The sequence below is a fragment of the Microbacterium sp. genome (genome assembly GCF_036566905.1).
GTDB lineage: Bacteria > Actinomycetota > Actinomycetes > Actinomycetales > Microbacteriaceae > Microbacterium.
In genome coordinates this window covers 24,219-43,753 of sequence record NZ_DATCVK010000063.1, presented here as the reverse complement: position 1 = coordinate 43,753, position 19,535 = coordinate 24,219, and the positions used below count along the sequence as shown (strand labels likewise).

The 19,535-nt window shown below is 66.3% G+C and carries 15 protein-coding genes; 4 read left to right on the top strand and 11 right to left on the bottom strand.

All coding sequences use genetic code 11. From position 1 onward, the window contains the following. Together VIP82_RS05585 and VIP82_RS05580 are read left to right on the top strand one after the other, a co-directional pair. Positions 1-1,137 carry an NAD-dependent epimerase/dehydratase family protein gene (locus VIP82_RS05585; protein ID WP_331906490.1) on the top strand — a complete coding sequence of 379 codons (1,137 nt, stop codon included), beginning with the start codon at positions 1-3 and terminating at the stop codon, positions 1,135-1,137. After that, positions 1,134-2,234 carry an acyltransferase family protein gene (locus VIP82_RS05580; protein ID WP_331906488.1) on the top strand — a complete coding sequence of 367 codons (1,101 nt, stop codon included), beginning with the start codon at positions 1,134-1,136 and terminating at the stop codon, positions 2,232-2,234. Before VIP82_RS05585 ends, VIP82_RS05580 begins: the two co-directional genes overlap by 4 nt. Here the strand turns inward: VIP82_RS05580 and VIP82_RS05575 are convergent, their stop codons facing one another. Genes VIP82_RS05575 through VIP82_RS05555 form a run of 5 tightly spaced genes read right to left on the bottom strand, consistent with a single transcriptional unit; the run spans position 2,235 to position 7,436 of the window. Then, complete coding sequence (locus VIP82_RS05575; protein WP_331906486.1) at positions 2,235-3,203, bottom strand: glycosyltransferase family 2 protein; 969 nt, start codon at positions 3,201-3,203, stop codon at positions 2,235-2,237. After that, on the bottom strand, positions 3,203-4,450 hold the full coding sequence (locus VIP82_RS05570; protein ID WP_331906484.1) for a hypothetical protein: 1,248 nt from the start codon (positions 4,448-4,450) through the stop codon (positions 3,203-3,205). Before VIP82_RS05570 ends, VIP82_RS05575 begins: the two co-directional genes overlap by 1 nt. After that, positions 4,443-4,847, bottom strand: coding sequence for a DUF2304 domain-containing protein (locus tag VIP82_RS05565; RefSeq protein ID WP_331906482.1), 405 nt, complete (start codon positions 4,845-4,847; stop codon positions 4,443-4,445). The genes VIP82_RS05570 and VIP82_RS05565 overlap by 8 nt, the downstream gene beginning before the upstream one ends. Then, the gene (locus tag VIP82_RS05560; RefSeq protein ID WP_331906480.1) at positions 4,844-5,575 is read right to left on the bottom strand and encodes a glycosyltransferase family 2 protein; all 732 of its coding nucleotides are present in this window, start codon (positions 5,573-5,575) and stop codon (positions 4,844-4,846) included. Before VIP82_RS05560 ends, VIP82_RS05565 begins: the two co-directional genes overlap by 4 nt. 43 nt (positions 5,576-5,618) lie before the next feature. Further along, a complete protein-coding gene (locus tag VIP82_RS05555) occupies positions 5,619-7,436 on the bottom strand; it encodes a hypothetical protein (RefSeq protein ID WP_331906478.1) in 1,818 nt (605 codons plus the stop codon). A 137-nt stretch (positions 7,437-7,573) separates the two neighbouring features. On the opposite strand from VIP82_RS05555, the gene VIP82_RS05550 reads away from it, so the two are divergent. After that, positions 7,574-9,223, top strand: coding sequence for a DUF2142 domain-containing protein (locus VIP82_RS05550; protein ID WP_331906476.1), 1,650 nt, complete (start codon positions 7,574-7,576; stop codon positions 9,221-9,223). Then, the gene (locus VIP82_RS05545; protein WP_331906474.1) at positions 9,220-10,629 is read left to right on the top strand and encodes a glycosyltransferase family 4 protein; all 1,410 of its coding nucleotides are present in this window, start codon (positions 9,220-9,222) and stop codon (positions 10,627-10,629) included. Before VIP82_RS05550 ends, VIP82_RS05545 begins: the two co-directional genes overlap by 4 nt. A gap of 10 nt (positions 10,630-10,639) precedes the next feature. On the opposite strand, the gene VIP82_RS05540 is transcribed toward VIP82_RS05545, so the two are convergent. From VIP82_RS05540 to VIP82_RS05515, 6 genes are all read right to left on the bottom strand, one after another. After that, positions 10,640-11,401 (bottom strand): class I SAM-dependent methyltransferase, encoded by a 762-nt coding sequence (locus VIP82_RS05540; protein WP_331906472.1) that lies wholly within the window; start codon positions 11,399-11,401, stop codon positions 10,640-10,642. Positions 11,402-11,629: 228 nt separating this feature from the next. Continuing rightward, positions 11,630-13,468: a glycosyltransferase gene (locus VIP82_RS05535; RefSeq protein ID WP_331906470.1), complete on the bottom strand. Its 1,839-nt coding sequence runs from the start codon at positions 13,466-13,468 to the stop codon at positions 11,630-11,632. A 7-nt stretch (positions 13,469-13,475) separates the two neighbouring features. Beyond that, the gene (locus VIP82_RS05530; protein WP_331906468.1) at positions 13,476-14,690 is read right to left on the bottom strand and encodes an ABC transporter ATP-binding protein; all 1,215 of its coding nucleotides are present in this window, start codon (positions 14,688-14,690) and stop codon (positions 13,476-13,478) included. Between the two features lie 2 nt (positions 14,691-14,692). Next, positions 14,693-15,607 (bottom strand): ABC transporter permease, encoded by a 915-nt coding sequence (locus VIP82_RS05525; protein ID WP_331906466.1) that lies wholly within the window; start codon positions 15,605-15,607, stop codon positions 14,693-14,695. Positions 15,608-15,645: 38 nt separating this feature from the next. Then, positions 15,646-17,586, bottom strand: a complete 1,941-nt coding sequence (locus tag VIP82_RS05520; RefSeq protein WP_331906464.1) for a rhamnan synthesis F family protein — start codon at positions 17,584-17,586, stop codon at positions 15,646-15,648. Next, positions 17,583-19,529 (bottom strand): rhamnan synthesis F family protein, encoded by a 1,947-nt coding sequence (locus VIP82_RS05515; protein WP_331906462.1) that lies wholly within the window; start codon positions 19,527-19,529, stop codon positions 17,583-17,585. Before VIP82_RS05515 ends, VIP82_RS05520 begins: the two co-directional genes overlap by 4 nt. Positions 19,530-19,535: the final 6 nt, after the last annotated feature.

Here is a 19,535-nt window from a genome sequence, read left to right as displayed (position 1 = left end):
ATGCCCGAACACGTGCTCATCACCGGCGGCGCAGGCTTCATCGGCACCCGGCTCGCACGTCGCTTCGTCGACGCCGGCCACACTGTGACCGTGCTCGATTCGCTGATTCCCCAGGTGCACGGCGAGGACCCGACGAACACGTCCGCTCTGCTGCGTTCCCTGGACGGCGTAGCGACGGTGATCCAGGGCACTGTCACCTCCAGCGACGACCTGCGCCGCGCGCTGAACGGTGCGGCGATCGTCGTACATCTCGCAGCGGAGACCGGCACCGGTCAGTCGATGTACGAGATCGACCGGTACGTCGAGGCGAATGTCGGCGGAACTGCCAAGCTGCTCGACCTCCTCACCAACGAGCCGCACGAGGTCAAGCGACTCGTCATCGCGTCGTCGCGCTCGATCTATGGCGAAGGCGCATATCGCACAGCGGATGGCCGGATCGTGTATCCCCCGCACCGCGCCGACGCCCAGATGGCCGCCGGCGACTTCGACGTGCACATGCCCGGCGAGGGGCCGGTCGAGACGGTCCCGACCGACGAGCGTGCGAAGCTGCACCCGTCGTCGGTCTACGGCATCACCAAGCAGATGCAGGAATCCCTCGTGATGACGGTCGCGCCGACGATCGGCGTCGAAGGCGTCGCACTGCGATACCAGAACGTGTACGGGCCAGGGCAGTCCTTGAAGAACCCGTATACGGGCATCCTCTCGATCTTCTCGACCCTCATCCGCCAGGCGAAGCCGATCAACATCTTCGAGGACGGCCTCGAGAGCCGCGACTTCGTCTACATCGACGACGTCGTGGAGTCGACGTTCCGTGCTTCGACGATGCCTGAGGCAGCCGGCCGCACCATCAACGTCGGCAGTGGCGTCGCCACGACCGTGAACGAGGTGGTCGCTTCGCTGTTCGCCGCGTTCGGCACCGAGGTGCCGACCACCGTGACGGGCAATTACCGCCTCGGCGACATCCGCCACAACGTCGCCGATACCAGTGTTCTGCGCGAGGTGCTCGCGTACGAACCACAGACCGACTTCCCCACGGGTGTCGCCCGGTTCGTCGAGTGGGTGCTCACCGAACCGGTCGAGGAGAGCAGCTATGAGCGTTCGCTGAAAGAGATGGCGGAGCGGAGCCTGCTGAAATGAGGGAGGCCGACCGGCGCTGGATCGACCCACGGGACAACTCTCTGAATCTCCTGCGCCTGGTGATGGCTGCGATGGTGCTCGTTCACCATGTCTTTCCCCTCACCGGCCGTGGCGAGGGGGTTGAGCTGACGCCAGGCGAATCCGTCGGCGGCTGGGCGGTGTTCGGGTTCTTCATGATCTCGGGCTATCTGATCACCGGCGCCCGCCTCCGATCAGATGGCGGCCGCTACCTCATCAACCGCATCGCCCGCCTGTTCCCGGCCTTCTTCTTCGTCAACATCATCACGGCGTTCCTGCTCGCGCCTATCGCCTACCACGTGCAGAACGGCACCCTCTCCGGTTTCCTGACCACCCCGAACACCCCCGCGAGCTACGTGGTGGCCAACGCCTGGTTGGTCATGAAGGACTACTCGGTGGCGGGAACCCTGGCGAATGTGCCGTACCAGTACGCCTGGAACGGCTCACTGTGGAGCCTCTACTACGAATTCTGCGCCTACCTGCTGGTCGGATTCTTCCTCGTGCTGCCCGTGGTCCGTCGCAGTATCTGGCCGATGCTCGCGGCGTTCATCGCCACGTGCGCGCTCAAGGTGTGGAACGACCAGTTCGCGGTCCTGCTCAGCGGCATCGCGTTCGACGTCGTCCAGTTCGGGCGACTGCTGCCGTTCTTCTTCGGCGGCGCGCTCGTGTTCATGATCCGCGAGCGTCTCGGCGACAGGTTCCCACTTGTCTGGTGGGGTGCGCTCGCGAGCGCCGTCGCCACGGTGGCGCTGATACTGGTGTTCCCGTCCTTCGGTGGCCAGATCGCAGCGCCGTTACTGACCTACATCCTGATCTGGATCGGCGCGCGTCTGCCTTCGCCGAAGCTCTTCCAAGTCCACGACTTCTCGTACGGCGTCTATGTCTGGGGTTTCCCCCTGACGCAGATGCTGTGCCTGTTCGGCTGGGCCGGCGCTCCCCTGCCGATCTTCCTCGCCGTGCTGGTCGTGGCGACGGCAGCCATGGCCGTGATCTCGTGGTTCCTCATCGAACGTCCTACCATCCGCTGGTCTCGAGGGAAGGTCCGAGCTTTCGGCGATATCCGAGCGGAAGCGCGCTGATCAGCTGAGCGCGTACTGGCGCTTGACGTACGCGGTGAACAGCCTCCGGTAGATGCCTGGCATCGTCTTGAGGATCAGTGCTCCGACCCCGAACACCGGCCGACGGCGCAGGGTCGAAGCGAGCATGGGGAGATCGATCCGCCGTCGGCAGCCGGCCAGCACCTCGGCGGCCGCAGCATCGTCGCCGGAACGCATCGCGGACTGCGCGGTCAGCATCAGGAAGAGGGTCCGGCAGACGCGGAACGCGCTGCGGCGACGTGGATCGTCGAGCCATTCGCCGAGGGAAGTCTCCAGATGCGCAAGCGCACTCTCGGCCTCCGAGATCTTCGGGACGCGTCCCCAGGTCAGCGTGCCCCCGCCGACGTGGTAGCGGGTGAGCGCGTCGGGGATGGAGACCACGGAACGAGTCCGGGATAGCGCGATCACGCCGACGACTTGGTCCTCGAAGCGGTGGACGTCTTCCGGATACCACACGCCGGCGAACGCCGATCGACGGATCACCTTGTCCCATGGAAAGGGGGTGATCTCGCCCGTCATCATCCGCGACGCGGCGATGTCGCCGCTCATCGAACCCAGACGGGGCGAATGGGCGTTGCGCTCGGTGCCGTCGGGGAGCACGACGGTGCGCCCGCAGATCGCGGCGTCGGCATCCCCCCTCGCGGCATGCATGCGCAGGAGGAAGTCGGGTTCCCATGCATCGTCCGCGTCGAGGAATGCCACGAAGTCGCCGACCGCTGCGCGCAACGCGGTGTTCCGCGCCGCTGAGATGCCCTGGTTCGCGGCGTGCGTGACCACTCGCAGGCGCCCATCGTGCACAGCCTGAAGCAGTGTCGGCGTGTCGTCGGTCGAGCCGTCGTCCACGGCGACGAGCTCCAGATCAGGATCGCTCTGGGAGAGCACCGAGCGCAACGCCCGTTCGACCGTGGACGCGGCGTTGAACATCGGCAGGATCACGCTCGTGCGCGGCATCAGGCATCCTCCCTGGTGCGGCGCCGGAGCGCGCGCAGGACGAAGGTGAAGTGGAACGCCGACCCCACCAACGGGCCGATCGACAGCGCGAGGATCGTGCGTGTCGCCAGGTCGGCCGGCGAGAGCATGATCGCGACGGAGACCGCCAGGGCGAGGTACCACCCCACCGTGTTCACCGTGTGCGCGTCCAGCGCGAGCGCAACGGACCCCCCGAGCACCAGCAGCGCCAGGAAGGCCGCAGCGACCACCAGCATCGCGAGTACGAGCGGTGAGTTCCCGTAGGCAGGCCCGAAGACCAGCCGCATCAGCCAGGGGCCGACCAGGGCTGCGAGCGCGCCACCGACGACGGCGACGGCGACGACAGCACCGACCAGCTTGAGCAGGGAGGATCGGGCGCGTTCCGGGTGGGCCACGAACGACGCGATCACCATGGACTGGAACGCCGTGACAGGGATGAGCAACGGCGCCCTGGTGACCGACACGGCGACGATCAACGGCGCAGCGAGAGCATAGGCGGCCGGATCCGTCGTGAGACTCATCAGCAGCGGAAACCCGGTCACCAGCAGGGCGGTCGCACCCGCAGCAGCCATCGCGTTCGCGACCCGCTTGAGGAGCGCGCCGAGCCGCAGCTGGATGCGGATCCCCCACAGCACCCGCCAACGCGGAAGGAGCGTCGTCACGACCAGCCAGGTGGCCGTGCCCGCCGCCGCTGCGGCCTCGAAGCCGATGAATCCCCACCCGAGGAGTGCCGCACCCGCTGCGAGGGCGAGGCGCACAAGCGACTCCCCCGCGCTCAGCCCCGCGAACCCGTTCCAGCGCCCGAGCCCCGCCAGCGTTCCCACGGTCGCGACATGGCCGGCATAGAGGAATGCCGCTGCGGCGACCAGGAGCATGGGCACAAGCGCACCGCCGATCCCGACGAAGACCGCTTGCCACAGCGGGAAGAGGAGCATCACGACGATCGCCGCACCCGCCCCGACGAGAAGACCGGCCGTGAGTGGCGAGGTCGCCCGAGGCCCCTCCCTCTCGAGGCCGCGATCCGCACGGACGGCGCGCGTCATCTCGTTCTGAATACCCGACAGCACCGCGAACACCGCGAAGAGGGCAGCCCAGTACGTCAGGAACGCGGTGTTGTGCTCCGTGCTGAGTGATCGTGCGGAGATCGCCAGGAACAGGATGCCGGAGAGTGCGGCGACTGCGGCTGCTGCCCCTACGACCAGTGCGGACCTGCCGGTCCGCTCACTCATCGGCGCCGAACTCGCCAGAGCGTGATGCGTCGTCCCTCTCGCCCTCGAGCCGGGCGAGCCGCTGCTCCACGTCGTCGTGCTGCGTCCGCAGGATCGCGAGCTCCTCCGCTGAACGACGGATCTCATCCTCGGCCTGGGACAACTCCCACGACAGATGGAGCGCAACGCCGATCAGCAGGACCAGCGCCAGGGCGAAGATGAGGTTCGACGGAACTGCAACCCCGAGCGCTGTGCTCAGTCCGATCAGGAGGCCGGGGAAGATCGCGAGGATCAGGATCACGATCCCGATCAGCAGCCACAGGGTCGCGTACTTCTCGCGCAGCTGGCGGCGAAGGAGCAGCGCGATGATGATGGTGAGGACCAGCAGCGCCAGCCCGATCCCGGCGATGACGATCACGCGCTCGCCTCCGTGGAGCGACGGCGACCGCGCATCAGCGCGAGGGACAGAGCGAAGACGGAGCGCAGCAGGTAGATCGTGGAGCCGACGGGATTCTGGCTGGGCTTCCCGTGCACACGAGCCCGCATGGCCACCGGAACCTGGGTCACCGACAGCCCCGAGTGAATGGCGCTCACGAGTGAATCCACTGTGTCCCCCAGATATTCGGCCGGGTAATAGTGGACGTACTGATCGATCGCCCGCCGGTTCGCGGCCCGGAAGCCGCTCGTGACATCGGTGAGACGCGTTTTCGCCACGCGTGTGAGCACGTTGGCGAGGAACACCATCGCCCAGCGCCTCGGACCCTTCGCCTGGTAGTCGCCGACATCGGCGAATCGCGCCCCGATCGAGATGTCGGCATGTTGCAGACCCGCCAGGACCAGGGGGATGTCCCGTGGATTGTGCTGCCCGTCGGCATCCACCTGTATGGCCTGCCGATATCCGAGACGCTGGGCGAAGGTGAAGCCCGTGCGCATCGCGCCACCGACCCCCATGTTGAACGGAAGAACCAGCACCCGGGCGCCGGCGTCGCGCGCGACCTGGGCGGTGTCGTCGGTGGATCCGTCGTCGACGACCACGACGTCGTAGTCGACGAACTGATCAAGGATCTCACGCACAGTGTTGCCGACGTTCCTGGACTCGTTCCACGCGGGCACGATGATGAGCGTGCGCTCGGAGTGCTCAGGCATGGTGCACCCATCCTATCAATCGAGTGTGTCCGTTTCCGTGAGGTCAGGGGGCGAAGACCACAGGGCCGAGTTCGGAGCAGGCCTCCTCGGCTCGCTCGACGATCGACTCGTCCGCCGTGATCACGGTGACCGGCGCGCCCATCAGTCGTCGGATCGTGCACAGATCATCCATCGACTGGCCGTCGTGATAGTAGGCGTACTTCCGCAGTTCGACATCGCTGATGCCACTCGAGGACAGTTGCACGACCCAGAACATGATCCAATCCTCGTCGGGGTCCGTCGACTGCCACAGCATGGTCTTGTCCCCCGCCGACGTCATTTCGACGACTCGATCGAAGACTCTGTCATCCTCTCCGACGGAGAAGTAGTCCCCCGACAGAATCCGCGCGAGCGGGTCCTTCACCGCCTGCGGATCGTTGCTGAAGGTCGGCACAGTCGCACGAGCGAACTCGCTCACACCCACCAGCGCTGTCAGCACGATCATGAAGGCGAATGCAGCGCGCAGGCTCTTCGCCGAGATCGCCGCCGCGTAGGTCAGACCGGCAGCCACGCCGACGATCAGGAGCATGGCGAGGAAGAACCACAGGAACTTCAACTGGTAGTAGCTCCACAGATTCTGCTCGTTCCGGCGAAGCCAGAGGAGCAGGCCGAGGCACAGTCCGCCCCCGCCCACCAACGCAGTCAGAACCCACACCAGGTCGAGCGACCTCGTCGCACGCGCGTGGAGCACACCGAACCCCACCGCAAGGAGGAGCGCGACGAGGACGATGACCTTCTTGAACTCGAAGACTGCGCCGAGTGCCTCGGTGAGCAGCTCTCCCTGACCGATCAGCGCGGGGACGGAGAGCGTCACGAAAACGCCGATCGGCTGGAGGACGGCGGCGATGGCCAGCAGCAGCCTGCCCCGCCGAAGGGCGAACACCGCTTTGCGCTGCACGATCAACAGCACGAGGAACGCAACCCCGGGGATGCCCGCGAGCGGTGCCCACAAGGCGAGCGTGAGAGCGATCGACAGCGCGAGCGTGACGAGGGATGTCAGCACGGCACGATCTGCATGCACCAGCGTGATGAGTGAGGCGATCAGCAGCGCGATGGTGAGATGGAAATTGACGAAGCCCAGGGTCACCGGCCCGGACAGCATGATCCACGTGAGCGGGACCGCCGACGTGATCGCCGTCGCGACCAGCGTCATCGTCGAGCGTCCGCGCGAGATGGCGAGTGCGAACGCGCCGCACAGAACGCAGGCCGCGACGATCGCGAACGACCACATCTCCGCGAGCGCGATGATCTGGGCGCCTGCAGAGGGCGCGCCGCCGAGCGCCGCAGGCAGTGTGAAGAAGGCGACGAGGGCCGCCGTGAGTGGCACCGGGTTTCCGCTTCCCAGTGTCACTCCGCCGGCCTGCAGAAGCTCGCGGGCGAAGAGCACGTTGTTGGCGGCGTCACCTGACATCGCCCACGACAGCGGGGTGCCACCGGGAATCACGGCCGCGGCGAGAAGGACCCCGCACCAGATGAGGCCACCGAAGGCCGCGAAGCCGAGCTCCGATCCGTCGATGCGCGTGAATGACGATCCGGCGCGGTACAGCCGAAAGACGAAGAAGGCACCCGAAGCGGCTCCGATCACGAGGAACAGCACCAGCGGGGAGATGCGGGTGTATCGCGCCGCGACCATCACCACGAGCACGACCCAGGCGAAGACGACGAACAGCAGAGCGAGGCTCGCGCTGAGCGACATCCGCGCTCGGAGGAGCAGGAGCGCGGGGATGAGCACCACTGCGACGAGCAGCAGCAAGGAACCACCGAAGAGCGGCCACACGCACGCTGCGACGAGCAGCGCGGCATACACTCCGAGCAAGATCATCCGCCGATGCGATCCCACGGGTGACGGCATCCCAGTTCTCCTTCTGCGGCGCGGCTCAACCGGGAAGCGCCTTCTGAACAATAGTGGGTGGAGCCTGTGAAAACGGACGTCGGCGTGCCTGCGGGTACGATGCTCAAGTGACAGCCCGCACCTCGTCGTCTCGCCGGAAACTCGTCTTCGCGATCCTGATTCCCGTTCTGGCGTTCTTGTCACTCGGCGCATGGTCGGTCGCGTCTCCCGTCGGCGCGACGCCGGACGACGACTTCCACCTGGCCTCCATATGGTGCGGACTCGGCGACCGGCCCGGCCTGTGCGAGAACCGCGACGACGACGCCGTCAAGCGATATGTGCCGACCCCCGTCACGACGGCGACGTGCTACGCATTCCACAACGGCGAGAGCGCAGATTGCTGGAACGGCGAAGACGACGGCATGTCGAAGGTGAAGCGCGCCAACGTCGATCGTCTGTACCCCCCGCTCTTCTACGGCACGATGTCGGTGTTCGCCAGCACCAACGTGGCCGCATCCGTCATGGTGATGAAGCTCGTCAACACCGCGATCGCAGTCGGCCTGCTCACCGGCGTCTTCTTCGCCCTGCCTCGCCGGCTTCGTCCCGCGCTCGTCATATCGGTCGCGGCGACGGCGGTGCCTCTCGGCATGTTCATCTACGGGTCGACGAATCCCTCGTCCTGGGCGCTGCTGTCAGCCGCGACGGTGTGGATCTCGCTGTACGGCGCGTTCCAGGTCGACGGGCGCCGCAGGTGGGTGCTTGCCGGCCTTGCCGTGCTCGGCGCGGTGATGGGTGGGGGCGCTCGCGCCGATTCGGCCGTCTACGCGGTGTTCGGCGCCCTCCTGGCGGTCTTCCTCGTCGTGCGACGGAAGCGGATGCCGCTGGTGCCGCTGCTCGCGGCGGCGATCATCGTGGTGATCAGCGTCGCGTTCTATCTGAGCGCCTGGCAGGGTGCATCGATCGTCGGGGGCCTCGACAGCGAACGCCCGCCGCTCTCGGGGTCACTGCACGTGTCGAACCTTCTGTCGGCACCCAGCCTCTGGATGGGCGCCCTGGGCGGCTGGGGACTCGGCTGGCTCGACACCCCGATGCCCGCAGCCGTTTCCGTCCTGGCCGGTGCCGTCTTCTGGGGCGCCTTCTTCATCGGAGGCGGCCGCGCATCCGTGCGGCGCGGAATCGCCATCGGGCTCGGCGTGGCGGCGATGTGGCTCGTGCCGGTGGTTCTGCTGGCGCAGTCTCGGATGCTGGTGGGCGAGCTCATCCAGCCGCGCTACCTCATGCCGCTCATGATCATCACCATCGGCGTCGCGTCCGTGCGTCTCGACATCGCGCGTGCATGGCGGGGCTTCCGCTCGATCGCGGCCGTTGTGGCGCTGGCGGTCGCGAACGTCGTCGCCCTGCACACCAACATCCAGCGCTACACGACGGGCCTCGACCAGTTCAGCGCAGACCCCGGCGCGAACGCGGAGTGGTGGTGGGCGTGGGCGCCGAGTCCCGTCGTAGTGTGGCTCGGCGGCGGGCTTGCCTTCGCCGCCGTCCTCACGCTCCTGGTGCTGCTGCTCCCCGCCGGCGAAGTGATCGCCGATCACGAGCAGCGGTCATTCGCGACTGCAGGCGGAGAGCCATCCGAATCGGCAGCAGCGCCCGCCGTGGCGGAATCGCGGCCTGACGAGACTGTCGCGAAGTCCCGCGCAGGCGGTGGTGAGGGCGCGCTTGCCGGGCACGAAGACGCGGTCCGCGGCGACCACGTGGTCGCCACCGAAGGCACCACGCAATGACGTCGCCAGCAATGACCGGCCGCACGCGCGTGCTCATCATCACAGGCGACCTGATCGGCGAGCGGATGGCCGGACCGGCGATCCGCGTATGGAACATGGCTGAAGCGCTGTCCGCGGCCTGTGACGTGCGGATCGTCTCGTGGAACCGGATCGAGCGCACCTCAGACCGCTTCGACACCGTTCATGTGCGAGAAGCCGACGACCGGCAGATGCGCGACCATGAGGCGTGGGCCGACGTCATCATCGTCCAGGGCACATCGTTCCGTGTCTTCCCGAGCATCGCGCAGACTCAGAAGATCGTCGTCGCCGACCTCTACGATCCCTTCCAGTTGGAGCAGCTGGAGATGAACAAATACGCTGCCCCTGCGGAGTGGGCGGACGAGGTCACCAAGGCGGTTTCGCTCCTCAACGAGCAGCTGGCCAGGGCGGACTGCTTCTTGTGCGCCTCGGAAGCTCAGCGCAACCTCTGGCTCGGCGGCCTGTCGTCGATGGGTCGCCTGAACCCGACGACCTATTCCGACGACCCGACTTTCGAATCCCTGCTGCGGCTCGTTCCCTTCGGGGTGCCCGGCGAACCACCGGTCCAGCGACGACACGGCATCAAGGGAACCGTCCCAGGTATCGCCACCGACGACAAGGTGCTGATCTGGGGCGGCGGGATCTACAACTGGTTCGACCCGGTCACTCTGGTCGAGGCAATGGGACTTCTGGCCGACGAGCACCCCGAGATAAAACTCTTCTTCCTCAGCGCGCGACACTTCAATCCCGACATACCCGAGATGCAGGCACTCACCGACACGGTCGAATCCGCTGAGCGCCTCGGGCTCCTCGATCGCACCGTGTTCTTCAACGACGCGTGGGTCGATTATGAACGCCGGGCGGACTATCTGCTGGACGCCGACATCGGCGTGAGCACGCACCTGATCCATGCTGAGACGCGCTTTGCTTTCCGCACCCGCATCCTCGACTACCTGTGGGCGGAGTTGCCGATCGTCGCGACCGACGGCGACAGCTTCGCCACACTGATCCGGGATCGCGGCATCGGGCGCGTCGTGCCCGCCCAGGACGCGCCCGCCCTGGCAGCAGCGATCGTCGAGATGGTGTGGGACGAGGATGCCCGGCGCGTGGCGGCGGACAACCTCAAGGCCGTCCGCGAGGAGTTCATGTGGTCGCGCGCGCTCGCGCCCCTCGTCGCCTTCTGCACCGACCCCAAGCCCGCCCCCGACCGCGACCTGGTGCTGCGTCGCGTCTCAGCGGTGGGAGGCACGACGTTCGAGAGGATCCTCGCGATGCCGCGGGGACCCCGTCGCGACTTCGCGCTCGTGCGCCATTACTGGAAGCAGGGCGGACCCGCACTGGTACGCAAGAAGATGCTCACCCGGCGCGAGCGCTTGCAGCGCGACTAGTCGTCGCGCTTCAGCCACGCCGTCGACGCAGTCGGCCGAGGCTGCGCAGAGGCGCGGTCAGTCGCCAGCTGGTGCTGTCCTTCAGCGCGTCGATCTGCGACTGCAGCTCGTCTTCGTGCACGGCTCGCAGCCGCACTTCCGCCCAGGCGCGTTCCGCGTCTTCCACGACGCTCTCGAGCCACGCCTGTCGGGCCACAACCTGCCCGAGGCGCTCGGCGTCCGCGCGGACCAGAGCAGCTGTCGCCTCGTCGGCGTCGAACAGTGCCCGCAGCGGCTCGTGCTCCACTTCCCCGACCGCCAACACGCCCAGTCCGTGACCGTGCTCGAAAGCGAAGGAACGCGTCGGATCGGCGACTTCGTCCCAGAGCCGCCATACCCCGAAGCCGTTCTCGCGTTCGGCGATGTCGTGGAAGAGGATCACTCCACCGTCCCGGACTGCGCTGCGCCACTCGGTGTAGTCGGCGCGAGCATCCTCGTATCCGTGGCGCCCGTCGATGTGCAGAACATCCACCGAGGCATCCTGGAACAGGTGCCGTGATTGCGCGAACCAGCCTGGAATCAGCCTGACGGTGTCGGGGTAATCCCGCTGCGCGACGCCGCTGACGTAGTCGTACACCTCGTGCCCATAGTGGCCGGCGTGATCATCGCCCTCCCAGCTGTCGAGTGCGCTGATCGTGGTGTTCAGGCCGAGCCGCTTCACTGCCTCCGCGAACGCGAAGCAGGAGTAGCCGTAGTGCGTACCGAGCTCCACGATGTCACGTGGTCGCAGCACGTCTACCAGCCAAGCTGCGAACGGGGCGTGTGTGATCCACGCGGAGTCGGGGTAATGAACCGGAAGCCAATACGACGCTGGGCGGAGCCAGAAAGGCGGAGTCTCGTGATCCAGCTCGGCTCCCTTCATCTCGAGGGACACTTCCATAGGCCGTTGCTCCGTTGCTCGGGTTGCCTGAAGCATAGGCGCCCGTGACGACTGTCGCGAATCGGCGCCGCCGGACTCCGGCTACGGGGTGCGACCCCCGCGACCGTCGACGGGCCCATCGAACAGATCGTGCCACGCCGCGGGCGAGGCGAGTTCGGCAACGGCCGCGCGGTACGTTCGCGCCAAACGCGGCCACCGTACCCATAGACGCGCACGGAGACCGACCGCATCCCACAGCAGACGCGATGCGACGCGACGGTCGCGACGGGCGACGAAAGCACCCGTTCCCGTCGCGCTGGCCACGGTGGCGCTGTCGAGGAGACCCAGCACCCACCACTTGCCCTCCGCGCGCGGGAGTGCAGCATCGACCAGCGACACGTTCGCTGCGCGCGACCGCCTGAACTGATGGACGGCCACGCGGAGGAGTCGCCGGACCGCTTCGACACGTCCGGCCGGCGCTGCCGGGACCGGTCCGCCACGTTCAGCCGGAAGCTGGGCTTCCGGCACCACGGACTGTCCCGCGCGAGCCATGAGAACGCGCATGTCAGTCGTGCGCCTTTGGATCGTCCGAGGAAGATGGGCGGGGCCGTCGAGGACATCTCGCAGCGCCACGCGACGCGCCGCCGCCGAGCCGTACTGCATGCACAGCAGATGGTTCACGTCTTGCGCGAATGACGCAGACAGTACGCCGCCGCCCCTCGCCGAGGCGGAATGCACCAGCGCGACGACGAGGCGGTTGCGCAGCTGGAAATACGCTTGCCAGTCGAGCCCGTCGTCCTTCCCGGTCCATGGCATGTGCCAGAGCGCGGCACCGGGAAGAGTCACGGTCGGCACGCCGGCCGCCGCAGCCCTCAGCCCGAACTCGGCGTCGTCCCACTTTATGAAGAGCGGCAGCGAAGCTCCGACCCGGCGGACGAGGCCGAGGGGCACCAGGCACATCCACCAGCCGTTGAAATCGACGTCGTGCAGACGACGCAGCCCCGGTGTGGATTCGATCGTCGCGACGGCGAGATCGACCGGCGCCAGGGCGGGCTCCACGGAGGTCCACCAGAAGCCGCGCCGATCAACACGCTCACCGACGGAATGGAGAACCGTTCGCTCGAGCAGGCTGAGCATGTGGGCGCCCACGATGGTCTCGCGCGTAGTGCGAGCGGCGAACGCCAGCATGCGAAGGACAGAGTCCGGCTCGAGCAGCACATCGTCGTCGAGGAGCAATGCGTGGTCGGCCCGCTCTTGGAGAGATTCGACCATTCCACGGCTGAATCCGCCGGAACCGCCGAGGTTACGCTGCTCGATCAGCTTCAATCGTCCCTCGAGCGCCGCCGCGGCCCGGTCGAAACCCGGGACCTCGCGCACAGGACGATCTCCCTGATCCACCACGATGACGCGCACCAGCTGTTCGCGCACCAGGCCGTCAGCGGCGAGGCGCTCGAGGACGCCTACGCAATCGATTCCGCGATTGTGGGTGGTGATGCAGACCGTCGCCGTCGCGGTCTTCGCATCGGGCGCAAGCCACGCACCATCGCGGAACGTGGTGCCTTCACTGCCGGCCTCCACCTCGAGCCAGAACCACGCGCCGTCGCCGATGCTGATGTCCCACGAGAACGCACCGTCCACGGGAACCGTCGCCAGCACACGCCGTCCGTCTTCCTCGTCAGCCGCGCATACCCTGACGATCGCGGCGCCGTCGAACTCGCCGACGACAGTGATCCGCTCGATGTCGGTATGGGCGTTCCAGTACCCTGCGGGAAACGCGCCGAAGTACGTCGCGAGGGATGCCGTCGCTCCCGGCGCGACGGTGAGGCTGAAGCGGTCCCATGACACCGCGTCCGACTCCGCGCGGACGTAGAGCTCGTGGGCGGCCTCATCGCCTGGTTGCGGGAACAGGATGCGCTGAACGCTCCGCGAGCCCTGTGGCATCCGGCGGCTACTTCTCGTCGATACGGATCGCCGCCGCAACCGGACCGATCGTCGTCGGAAGGCCTTCGACGGTGAACTCGGCGCCTTGCATGAGCGAGTGAGAGGCGTCGACGCTGATGCCCGAGACGTTGGCGTTGACCACGTATCGACCAGGGCTGAGCTGCGCACCCTCCACCGCGATCTCGACCGACGTCTCGCCGTCGAGCGGCGCGAGGCGCAGCTGCAGGAGATCTGTGTTGGAGGCAAGGGCCATCTGTCCCATGGCGGTGTCGATGCTGAACCCGATCGCCCACTGATCGATGGGCAGATAGGACTTGACACGCACACGCATGGCGAAGGATTCACCGACAGCGAGGGAATCGCAGTCCACCCCGTCGGCTCCGACGATGTCGATGCCCTGGATCGCCATCGCAGTGCTGATCTCATCGGGGCGGGCTTGGCCGACGGCGTTGTTCGCCAGCAGTTCGCGGAAGCGCTCGATCGCCGTGACCGGGATGCCGTCGAACACCATCTGGCCGCGATTCATGACGATGACCCGGTCGCAGAGAGCGGCGATCTGGTCCAGAGCGTGGCTGACGATGATGATCGTGCGCCCCTCGGACTGGAACTCGCTGATCTTGTCGAGACACTTGCGCTGGAACTGCTCGTCGCCGACGGCGAGGACCTCGTCGACGAGCAGGATGTCGGGATCGGTGTGGACGGCGATCGCGAACGCAAGTCGCACGTACATGCCCGATGAATAGAACTTGATCTGCGTGTCGATGAATTCGCCGACGCCTGAGAACTCCAAGATGGCGTCGAACTGCGCGGCCGTCTCCTCGGAGCTCAACCCGAGCACTGAGGCGTTGAGGAAGACATTCTCTCGGCCCGTGAGGTCAGGGTGGAACCCGGCCCCGAGTTCGAGCAGCGCGGCGATCCGCCCTCGTTGCTCGACACTGCCCGACGTCGGCTGGATGATGCCGCCGATCACCTTGAGCAGCGTGCTCTTGCCGGACCCGTTGTGACCGATCAGACCGATCGTGTTGCCCGCCCGGATATCGAGGCTGACATCGCTGAGAGCCCAGAAGTCCTGCTTGTGCGCGCGGCCGGCTCGGCCCAGCGTGATGATCCGCTCCTTGAGCGAGGAGTCCTTGCGTACGGTGAAACGCTTGGAGACGTTGGAGATGCGAACGACCTCGGGGCGCGCGGCCGATGACGAGGATGTTGCGGGATCGGGGGACATGCTCACAGCTCCTGGGCGAAGTCGCCCTGCAGACGCAGGAAGACGCGGTGGCTGACAAGCAGAAGACCCAGTCCGATGACGAGCGCGATGACCAGGCGGAGAAGCAGGTTGGCCGGCTGCTCCAGATCGTCGCCCGCGACCCAGAAGGCGCGTTGGAATCCCAGCACCGCCAGTGTCAGCGGATTGTTCGTATAGATGTCGAGCAGAATCGGGTTCGTGATGATCGATGCGACCATCTGCCAGGAATAGACCACTGGAGACATCCAGAAGAGGAGCAGCGTCGCCACTTCGACGAGGTACTGAATGTCGCGAAGGTAGACGTTGAACGCCGAGAAGATCAGGGCGAACGCCAGACCATAGACCAGAAGGACGCCGAGCGACGGGACAGCGTAGAAGAAATCGAGCGTGAACGGAGGCTTGCCCACCAGCAGAGTTGCGAGGAAGAGCACGACCAGCTGTACGCCGAAGTTGAACAACGCGGAGCCGGCGCTTGCGAGCGGGAAGACCTCCCGCGGCATGTAGACCTTCTTGACGAGCCCCGCGTTGGCGATGATGGAACCGGTGCCACCGACGGCGATCTCTTGGAAGAGGCCCATCGCCGTGAGGCCGGCGAAGACATAGACCGCGAAGTCCGGGATGCCCCGCGCGGCGCCCAGGAAATGACCGAGGACGACGTAATAGATCGCCAGTTGCACAAGCGGCCGGGCGAGGGCCCACAAGAATCCGAGGGCGGAGTCCTTATACCGGGCCTTCAGGTCACGTCTGACCAGCAGACCCAGCATCTCCCGGTGAGCGAAGATCTCGCGCACCGGGCGGACGAAACCGTCCAGTCCCGAGCCGAGCGCACCGACGCTTCGCATGGGCAGTCCGCCCAGGCGCGTGAAGCGCTCTTCGGCTACAGGGGTGAAATCGGGCATAACTGGTCAATCCTAACGGTGCGCCGGCGGAGCGCTGTTCAGCGGCGAGGCAGGCGCCGCACGACGGCGGAACGGGCGCGACCGATCAGGCTCCGGACGCGCAGGATCCGGTGAGCGGCCGCCACCAGACTCGACTCCGAACCCGGTCGATGCAGCCGAGCGTACATACGCGCGAAATCCGTCAGGGTTCCGTACTCGACCGGCCCGGCAGCCTTCAGCAACTGGATCTGCTCCATCGTGCTGTCTCGCAGCGTGCTCGAGAACTGATCGAGGTTGTAGTCGAGTGCTGCGTAGCTCGAGGCGATGTACGCGGTGTTGGCGACGGTGCGGCTGTGGAAACCGAGCTCCCCGGCCGCATAGACCGGCATCCGCTCCAGCACGTGCGCCAGTCCCCCGTCCTGGTATGCCTCCGCTCCTCCGAACTGGTCGTACGTCCACTCGTGTTCGACGAGGAGGCGCAGAGCGGCGGGGCGAGCGAAGAACATCGACCCGAACGGCGCAAGGGGTGAGACCTCATCGATCGGAACGCGGATGTCGAGTTCACCGGCGAGGGCCTCGAACGCGGGCTTGTTAGCCCACCAGCCGTGGCCGAGGCTCGGATAGCCGAGGTGGATGGTCGGCGGGAACACCAGCCCGAGGCCTTGCTCGCGCTGGAACAGTCCCACGAGATTCGCGGCGTATCCCGGGCTGTTCAGCAGATTGGTGAACTGTTGCCGTTTGAAGTGCGTGCCGACGTTGTGGGCATCCTGCGGTGTCTTCTTGGAGTGCAGTTTCACCACGAGGTCATAGCCGTCGCCTAGTAGCAGGTCGCGGCATCCGATCAGGAAGGCGGACTGATCCCGTCCGTTGTTCGATGCCACGACGCGCACCTCGGCGGAACCGCGTGGCGTTCGTGTCGCGATCGTCTCGCGGATCCGTACCGCCCTCCCCTCGTCCGGAGTCGTGACGACGAGGTCGTATGCGCCAGGCAAGAAGTCGACGCGGTCGAGAATCTCATCCGTCATCCCGGGATAGAACACGTGAACGACGACAAGGGTCCGAAGCGGGATGGTCGGATCGTACTCGAGCTCGACGTCGGGCAGCACCTCGAGCATCGCGGCATCGGCGTTGAGAGTGCGCGGCTCGACATTGCGCGCGAGGTCGGAGTAGATCAGCTCGACGGGGTAGCCGAGCTCCCTGACCGCCTCAAGAGTCCAACGACCGATGACCGCAAGGTGGTCCAGGTACGGTGGCCACTGGAAGAAGGGGCGCCGCTTCAGTGTCGGGCACCCTGCGCGGATGAGCTGCTCGGCGTAGAGCACCGCATGGTTCTCGACCTTGTCGGTGAGTGTCGGGAAGGCCACCTCGCCGACGTAACCCAGGTCGGTGAAATGCTCGGTGAAGATGCCTTCGTGCTTGACGACCGCGTCAGCATAGGTGTCCATCTGCGGAAGGTCGCGCCAATACGCGATCCAGTCCTCCGACAGGAACATGTCGCGCCGCACCGCCAGCCAGTACGACTGCAGGTGGTACGGCAGGTACCCCGTCTGTGTGAACGGGTTCGGTTCGACGCGTACATGATCGGTCATTCCCCAGAAATGGAGGGGGCTGCGATCCATTCGATCGAACAAGGGTCCGAAGGGGCGCACCGGACCGAACCAGGTGTCGTTCGCCAGGAGGACCTCGTCGTAATCCGCGATGGCCTCGCCTGCGGCATCCAGCCCTGCCTTGTATCCCCAGATGTCGTAGCCACGGTTCTCGCGGACGATGATCTCGTCCGCAAGCGGTGCGAGCCGAGATCTCCCGGTCTCGGTCAACGCGCCGTTGACGACGACCATGATCCGCGCGCAGTGCTCACGCAGTCGTGTGAGCGCGTAGGGGATGTACTCCTCCACATCGCCGCGCACGTCGTACACGACGTAGATGAGCAGCCGGCGACCGTCAGGAGGGAACTCGTTCGCGTCCTTGGTCGGAAAGGTGATCAGTTCTGCGGTCTTCATCGCCGACTCTCCGGTGCGCGGCCTCTCATGACCGAGGTGAGGATGCCCAGCCCTCGACGCATGTACTTCAGGATGACCACTGTCCGCAGCGCCGCCTCGAACAACGGCATCGTGAGACGCGAGAGCCGACGGTGGTTCACACGGATGTACATGCGTGCGAGCGCGACCGTCCCCATGTGTCCGGCATCCCCGGCACGCTGCAGGAGGGCGATCTGCTCGACGGGCCAGCCGCGGGTGGTGGAGAACAGATTGTCGATCTTCGACTCGAGGATCGTGTGACTGATGGAGGCGTGCTCCCTCGTGAGCACCGTCCGCGCGTGATAACCCAGTTCTGCTCCCGCATACGCGACAAGTCGTTCCTGCACGCGGGCGAGATCGCGGTACGTCTGACCGGTGCGCTTGCCGTAGTCACGGAACATCCACCGCTTGCCCATGAGCGGAAGCAGCGCTTCCGGCCGGCCGATCCACATCCCGCCGAATGGCGCGAGCGGAGAGACCGCGTCGAACGGGACGGTGATCCCCAGGCTGCGCGCCAGATCCTCTGCCGGCTCACGCAGGCCACCCCACGCGTGCCCCATCATCGAGTAGCCGATGTGCATCATCGGCGGGAACACCACGCCTAGTCCAGGCTCCTTCTGGAACAGCGCGAGCAGATTCGCGACGTAACCCGGGCTGTGCAGGAGATTGTCGTACTGATAGCGGCGGAAGTACCGGCGGACGTTCACCGTCTTGTCGCGAGTGCGACGTGCGTGCACCTTGACGATCAGGTCGAAGTTCCCGCTGAGCAGGACGTCGCGGCATCCGACGAAGAGGTCGCTCATGTCGCGACCACGGTTGGCAGGCGTCACGCGGACGTCGAACGAAGCCAGCTGCGGGTCGTCACGGCGCTCCAGCATGCGCTGGAGCTTCTCTGCCCGCTTTCCGTCGGTGGTCGTGACGTACAGGTGATAGGGGGACGGGATGTAGCCGAGGCGCGAGAAGAGGTCCTGGACCGAATCCAGGTCGCTGACGTGGACGATGGCGGCAATGCGGAACGGTGACGCGCGGTCGTATGCCACATCTGTGTCGGGCAGCACTTCGAGCATTCCGGCGATCGCGTACAGCGCCTTGGGCTGAACCGTCCGCGCGAGGTTCTGCCACACGAGGGCGAGCGGGAAGCCCAGTTCGTCGACGTGCTGCAGGAGCTGACGACCGATGACCGCGAACCGGTCGAGGTAGGGAGGGTACTGCAGGAACACCGTGCGCAAGACGAATGGGCATCCGTCGTCCAGCAGCAGGCTCGGCGTGAAGAGCGCCGGGTTCGTGCTGGGATATCGGTCCGCCGGAAACGCGAACGACACGCTCGCGTCGCCCGGCGCGAAGTGACGCAGGAAGGCTGTCTCCTCCGCGGCGCCCGCGCCGCGTCCGCGCCCGTCCCAATAACGTCGCCATGCACCGGAGGCGAAGGCGTCCCGCCGCAGCGCGGTCCAGGCCCAGGGCAGCGACGGCGGAGTGAATCCGGCGTCGGGGAATGTCTCGGGGCCACTCCCCGAGTTCTCGACCATCGCCCACACCGTCGTCGCTTCGCCCGCCATCCGTTCGAGCACAGGGCCGAAGTCGGAAACGGGTCCGAACCAGGCGTCTCCAGTGAGAACCACCTCGTCATAGCGTTCGATATCAGCCTCGGCGTCCACCGCGAGCGCGTAGCCGGCCGGGTCGAATCCGCTTGCGGGAACCGAGAAGACGTCGTCGACGAGGCTTCGCAGACGCTCGATCTCGATCTCGGGAGTGCCGGCCGGGACGATCACCACCAGGCGTTCGCCATGCGTGCGCAACGCTGCCAGCGCGTGCATCACGAAGTCGTCGATACGGCGGTCCGTCCGGGACACGGCGTAGACGATGAGTCGGCGATCGTTTGTTGCCGCGTCGGCGTCTTGTCCGGCGCGCACGTCGACGTCGCTCATGGGTCG

What these genes read in the sequence shown, in the direction of transcription:
- VIP82_RS05585 (WP_331906490.1), top strand. Translation starts at nt 1, where the DNA reads ATGCCCGAACACGTGCTCATCACCGGCGGCGCAGGCTTCATCGGCACC.
- VIP82_RS05580 (WP_331906488.1), top strand. Translation starts at nt 1,134, where the DNA reads ATGAGGGAGGCCGACCGGCGCTGGATCGACCCACGGGACAACTCTCTG.
- VIP82_RS05575 (WP_331906486.1), bottom strand. Translation starts at nt 3,203, where the DNA reads ATGCCGCGCACGAGCGTGATCCTGCCGATGTTCAACGCCGCGTCCACG.
- VIP82_RS05570 (WP_331906484.1), bottom strand. Translation starts at nt 4,450, where the DNA reads ATGAGTGAGCGGACCGGCAGGTCCGCACTGGTCGTAGGGGCAGCAGCC.
- VIP82_RS05560 (WP_331906480.1), bottom strand. Translation starts at nt 5,575, where the DNA reads ATGCCTGAGCACTCCGAGCGCACGCTCATCATCGTGCCCGCGTGGAAC.
- VIP82_RS05555 (WP_331906478.1), bottom strand. Translation starts at nt 7,436, where the DNA reads ATGATCTTGCTCGGAGTGTATGCCGCGCTGCTCGTCGCAGCGTGCGTG.
- VIP82_RS05545 (WP_331906474.1), top strand. Translation starts at nt 9,220, where the DNA reads ATGACGTCGCCAGCAATGACCGGCCGCACGCGCGTGCTCATCATCACA.
- VIP82_RS05535 (WP_331906470.1), bottom strand. Translation starts at nt 13,468, where the DNA reads ATGCCACAGGGCTCGCGGAGCGTTCAGCGCATCCTGTTCCCGCAACCA.
- VIP82_RS05530 (WP_331906468.1), bottom strand. Translation starts at nt 14,690, where the DNA reads ATGTCCCCCGATCCCGCAACATCCTCGTCATCGGCCGCGCGCCCCGAG.
- VIP82_RS05525 (WP_331906466.1), bottom strand. Translation starts at nt 15,607, where the DNA reads ATGCCCGATTTCACCCCTGTAGCCGAAGAGCGCTTCACGCGCCTGGGC.
- VIP82_RS05520 (WP_331906464.1), bottom strand. Translation starts at nt 17,586, where the DNA reads ATGAAGACCGCAGAACTGATCACCTTTCCGACCAAGGACGCGAACGAG.
- VIP82_RS05515 (WP_331906462.1), bottom strand. Translation starts at nt 19,529, where the DNA reads ATGAGCGACGTCGACGTGCGCGCCGGACAAGACGCCGACGCGGCAACA.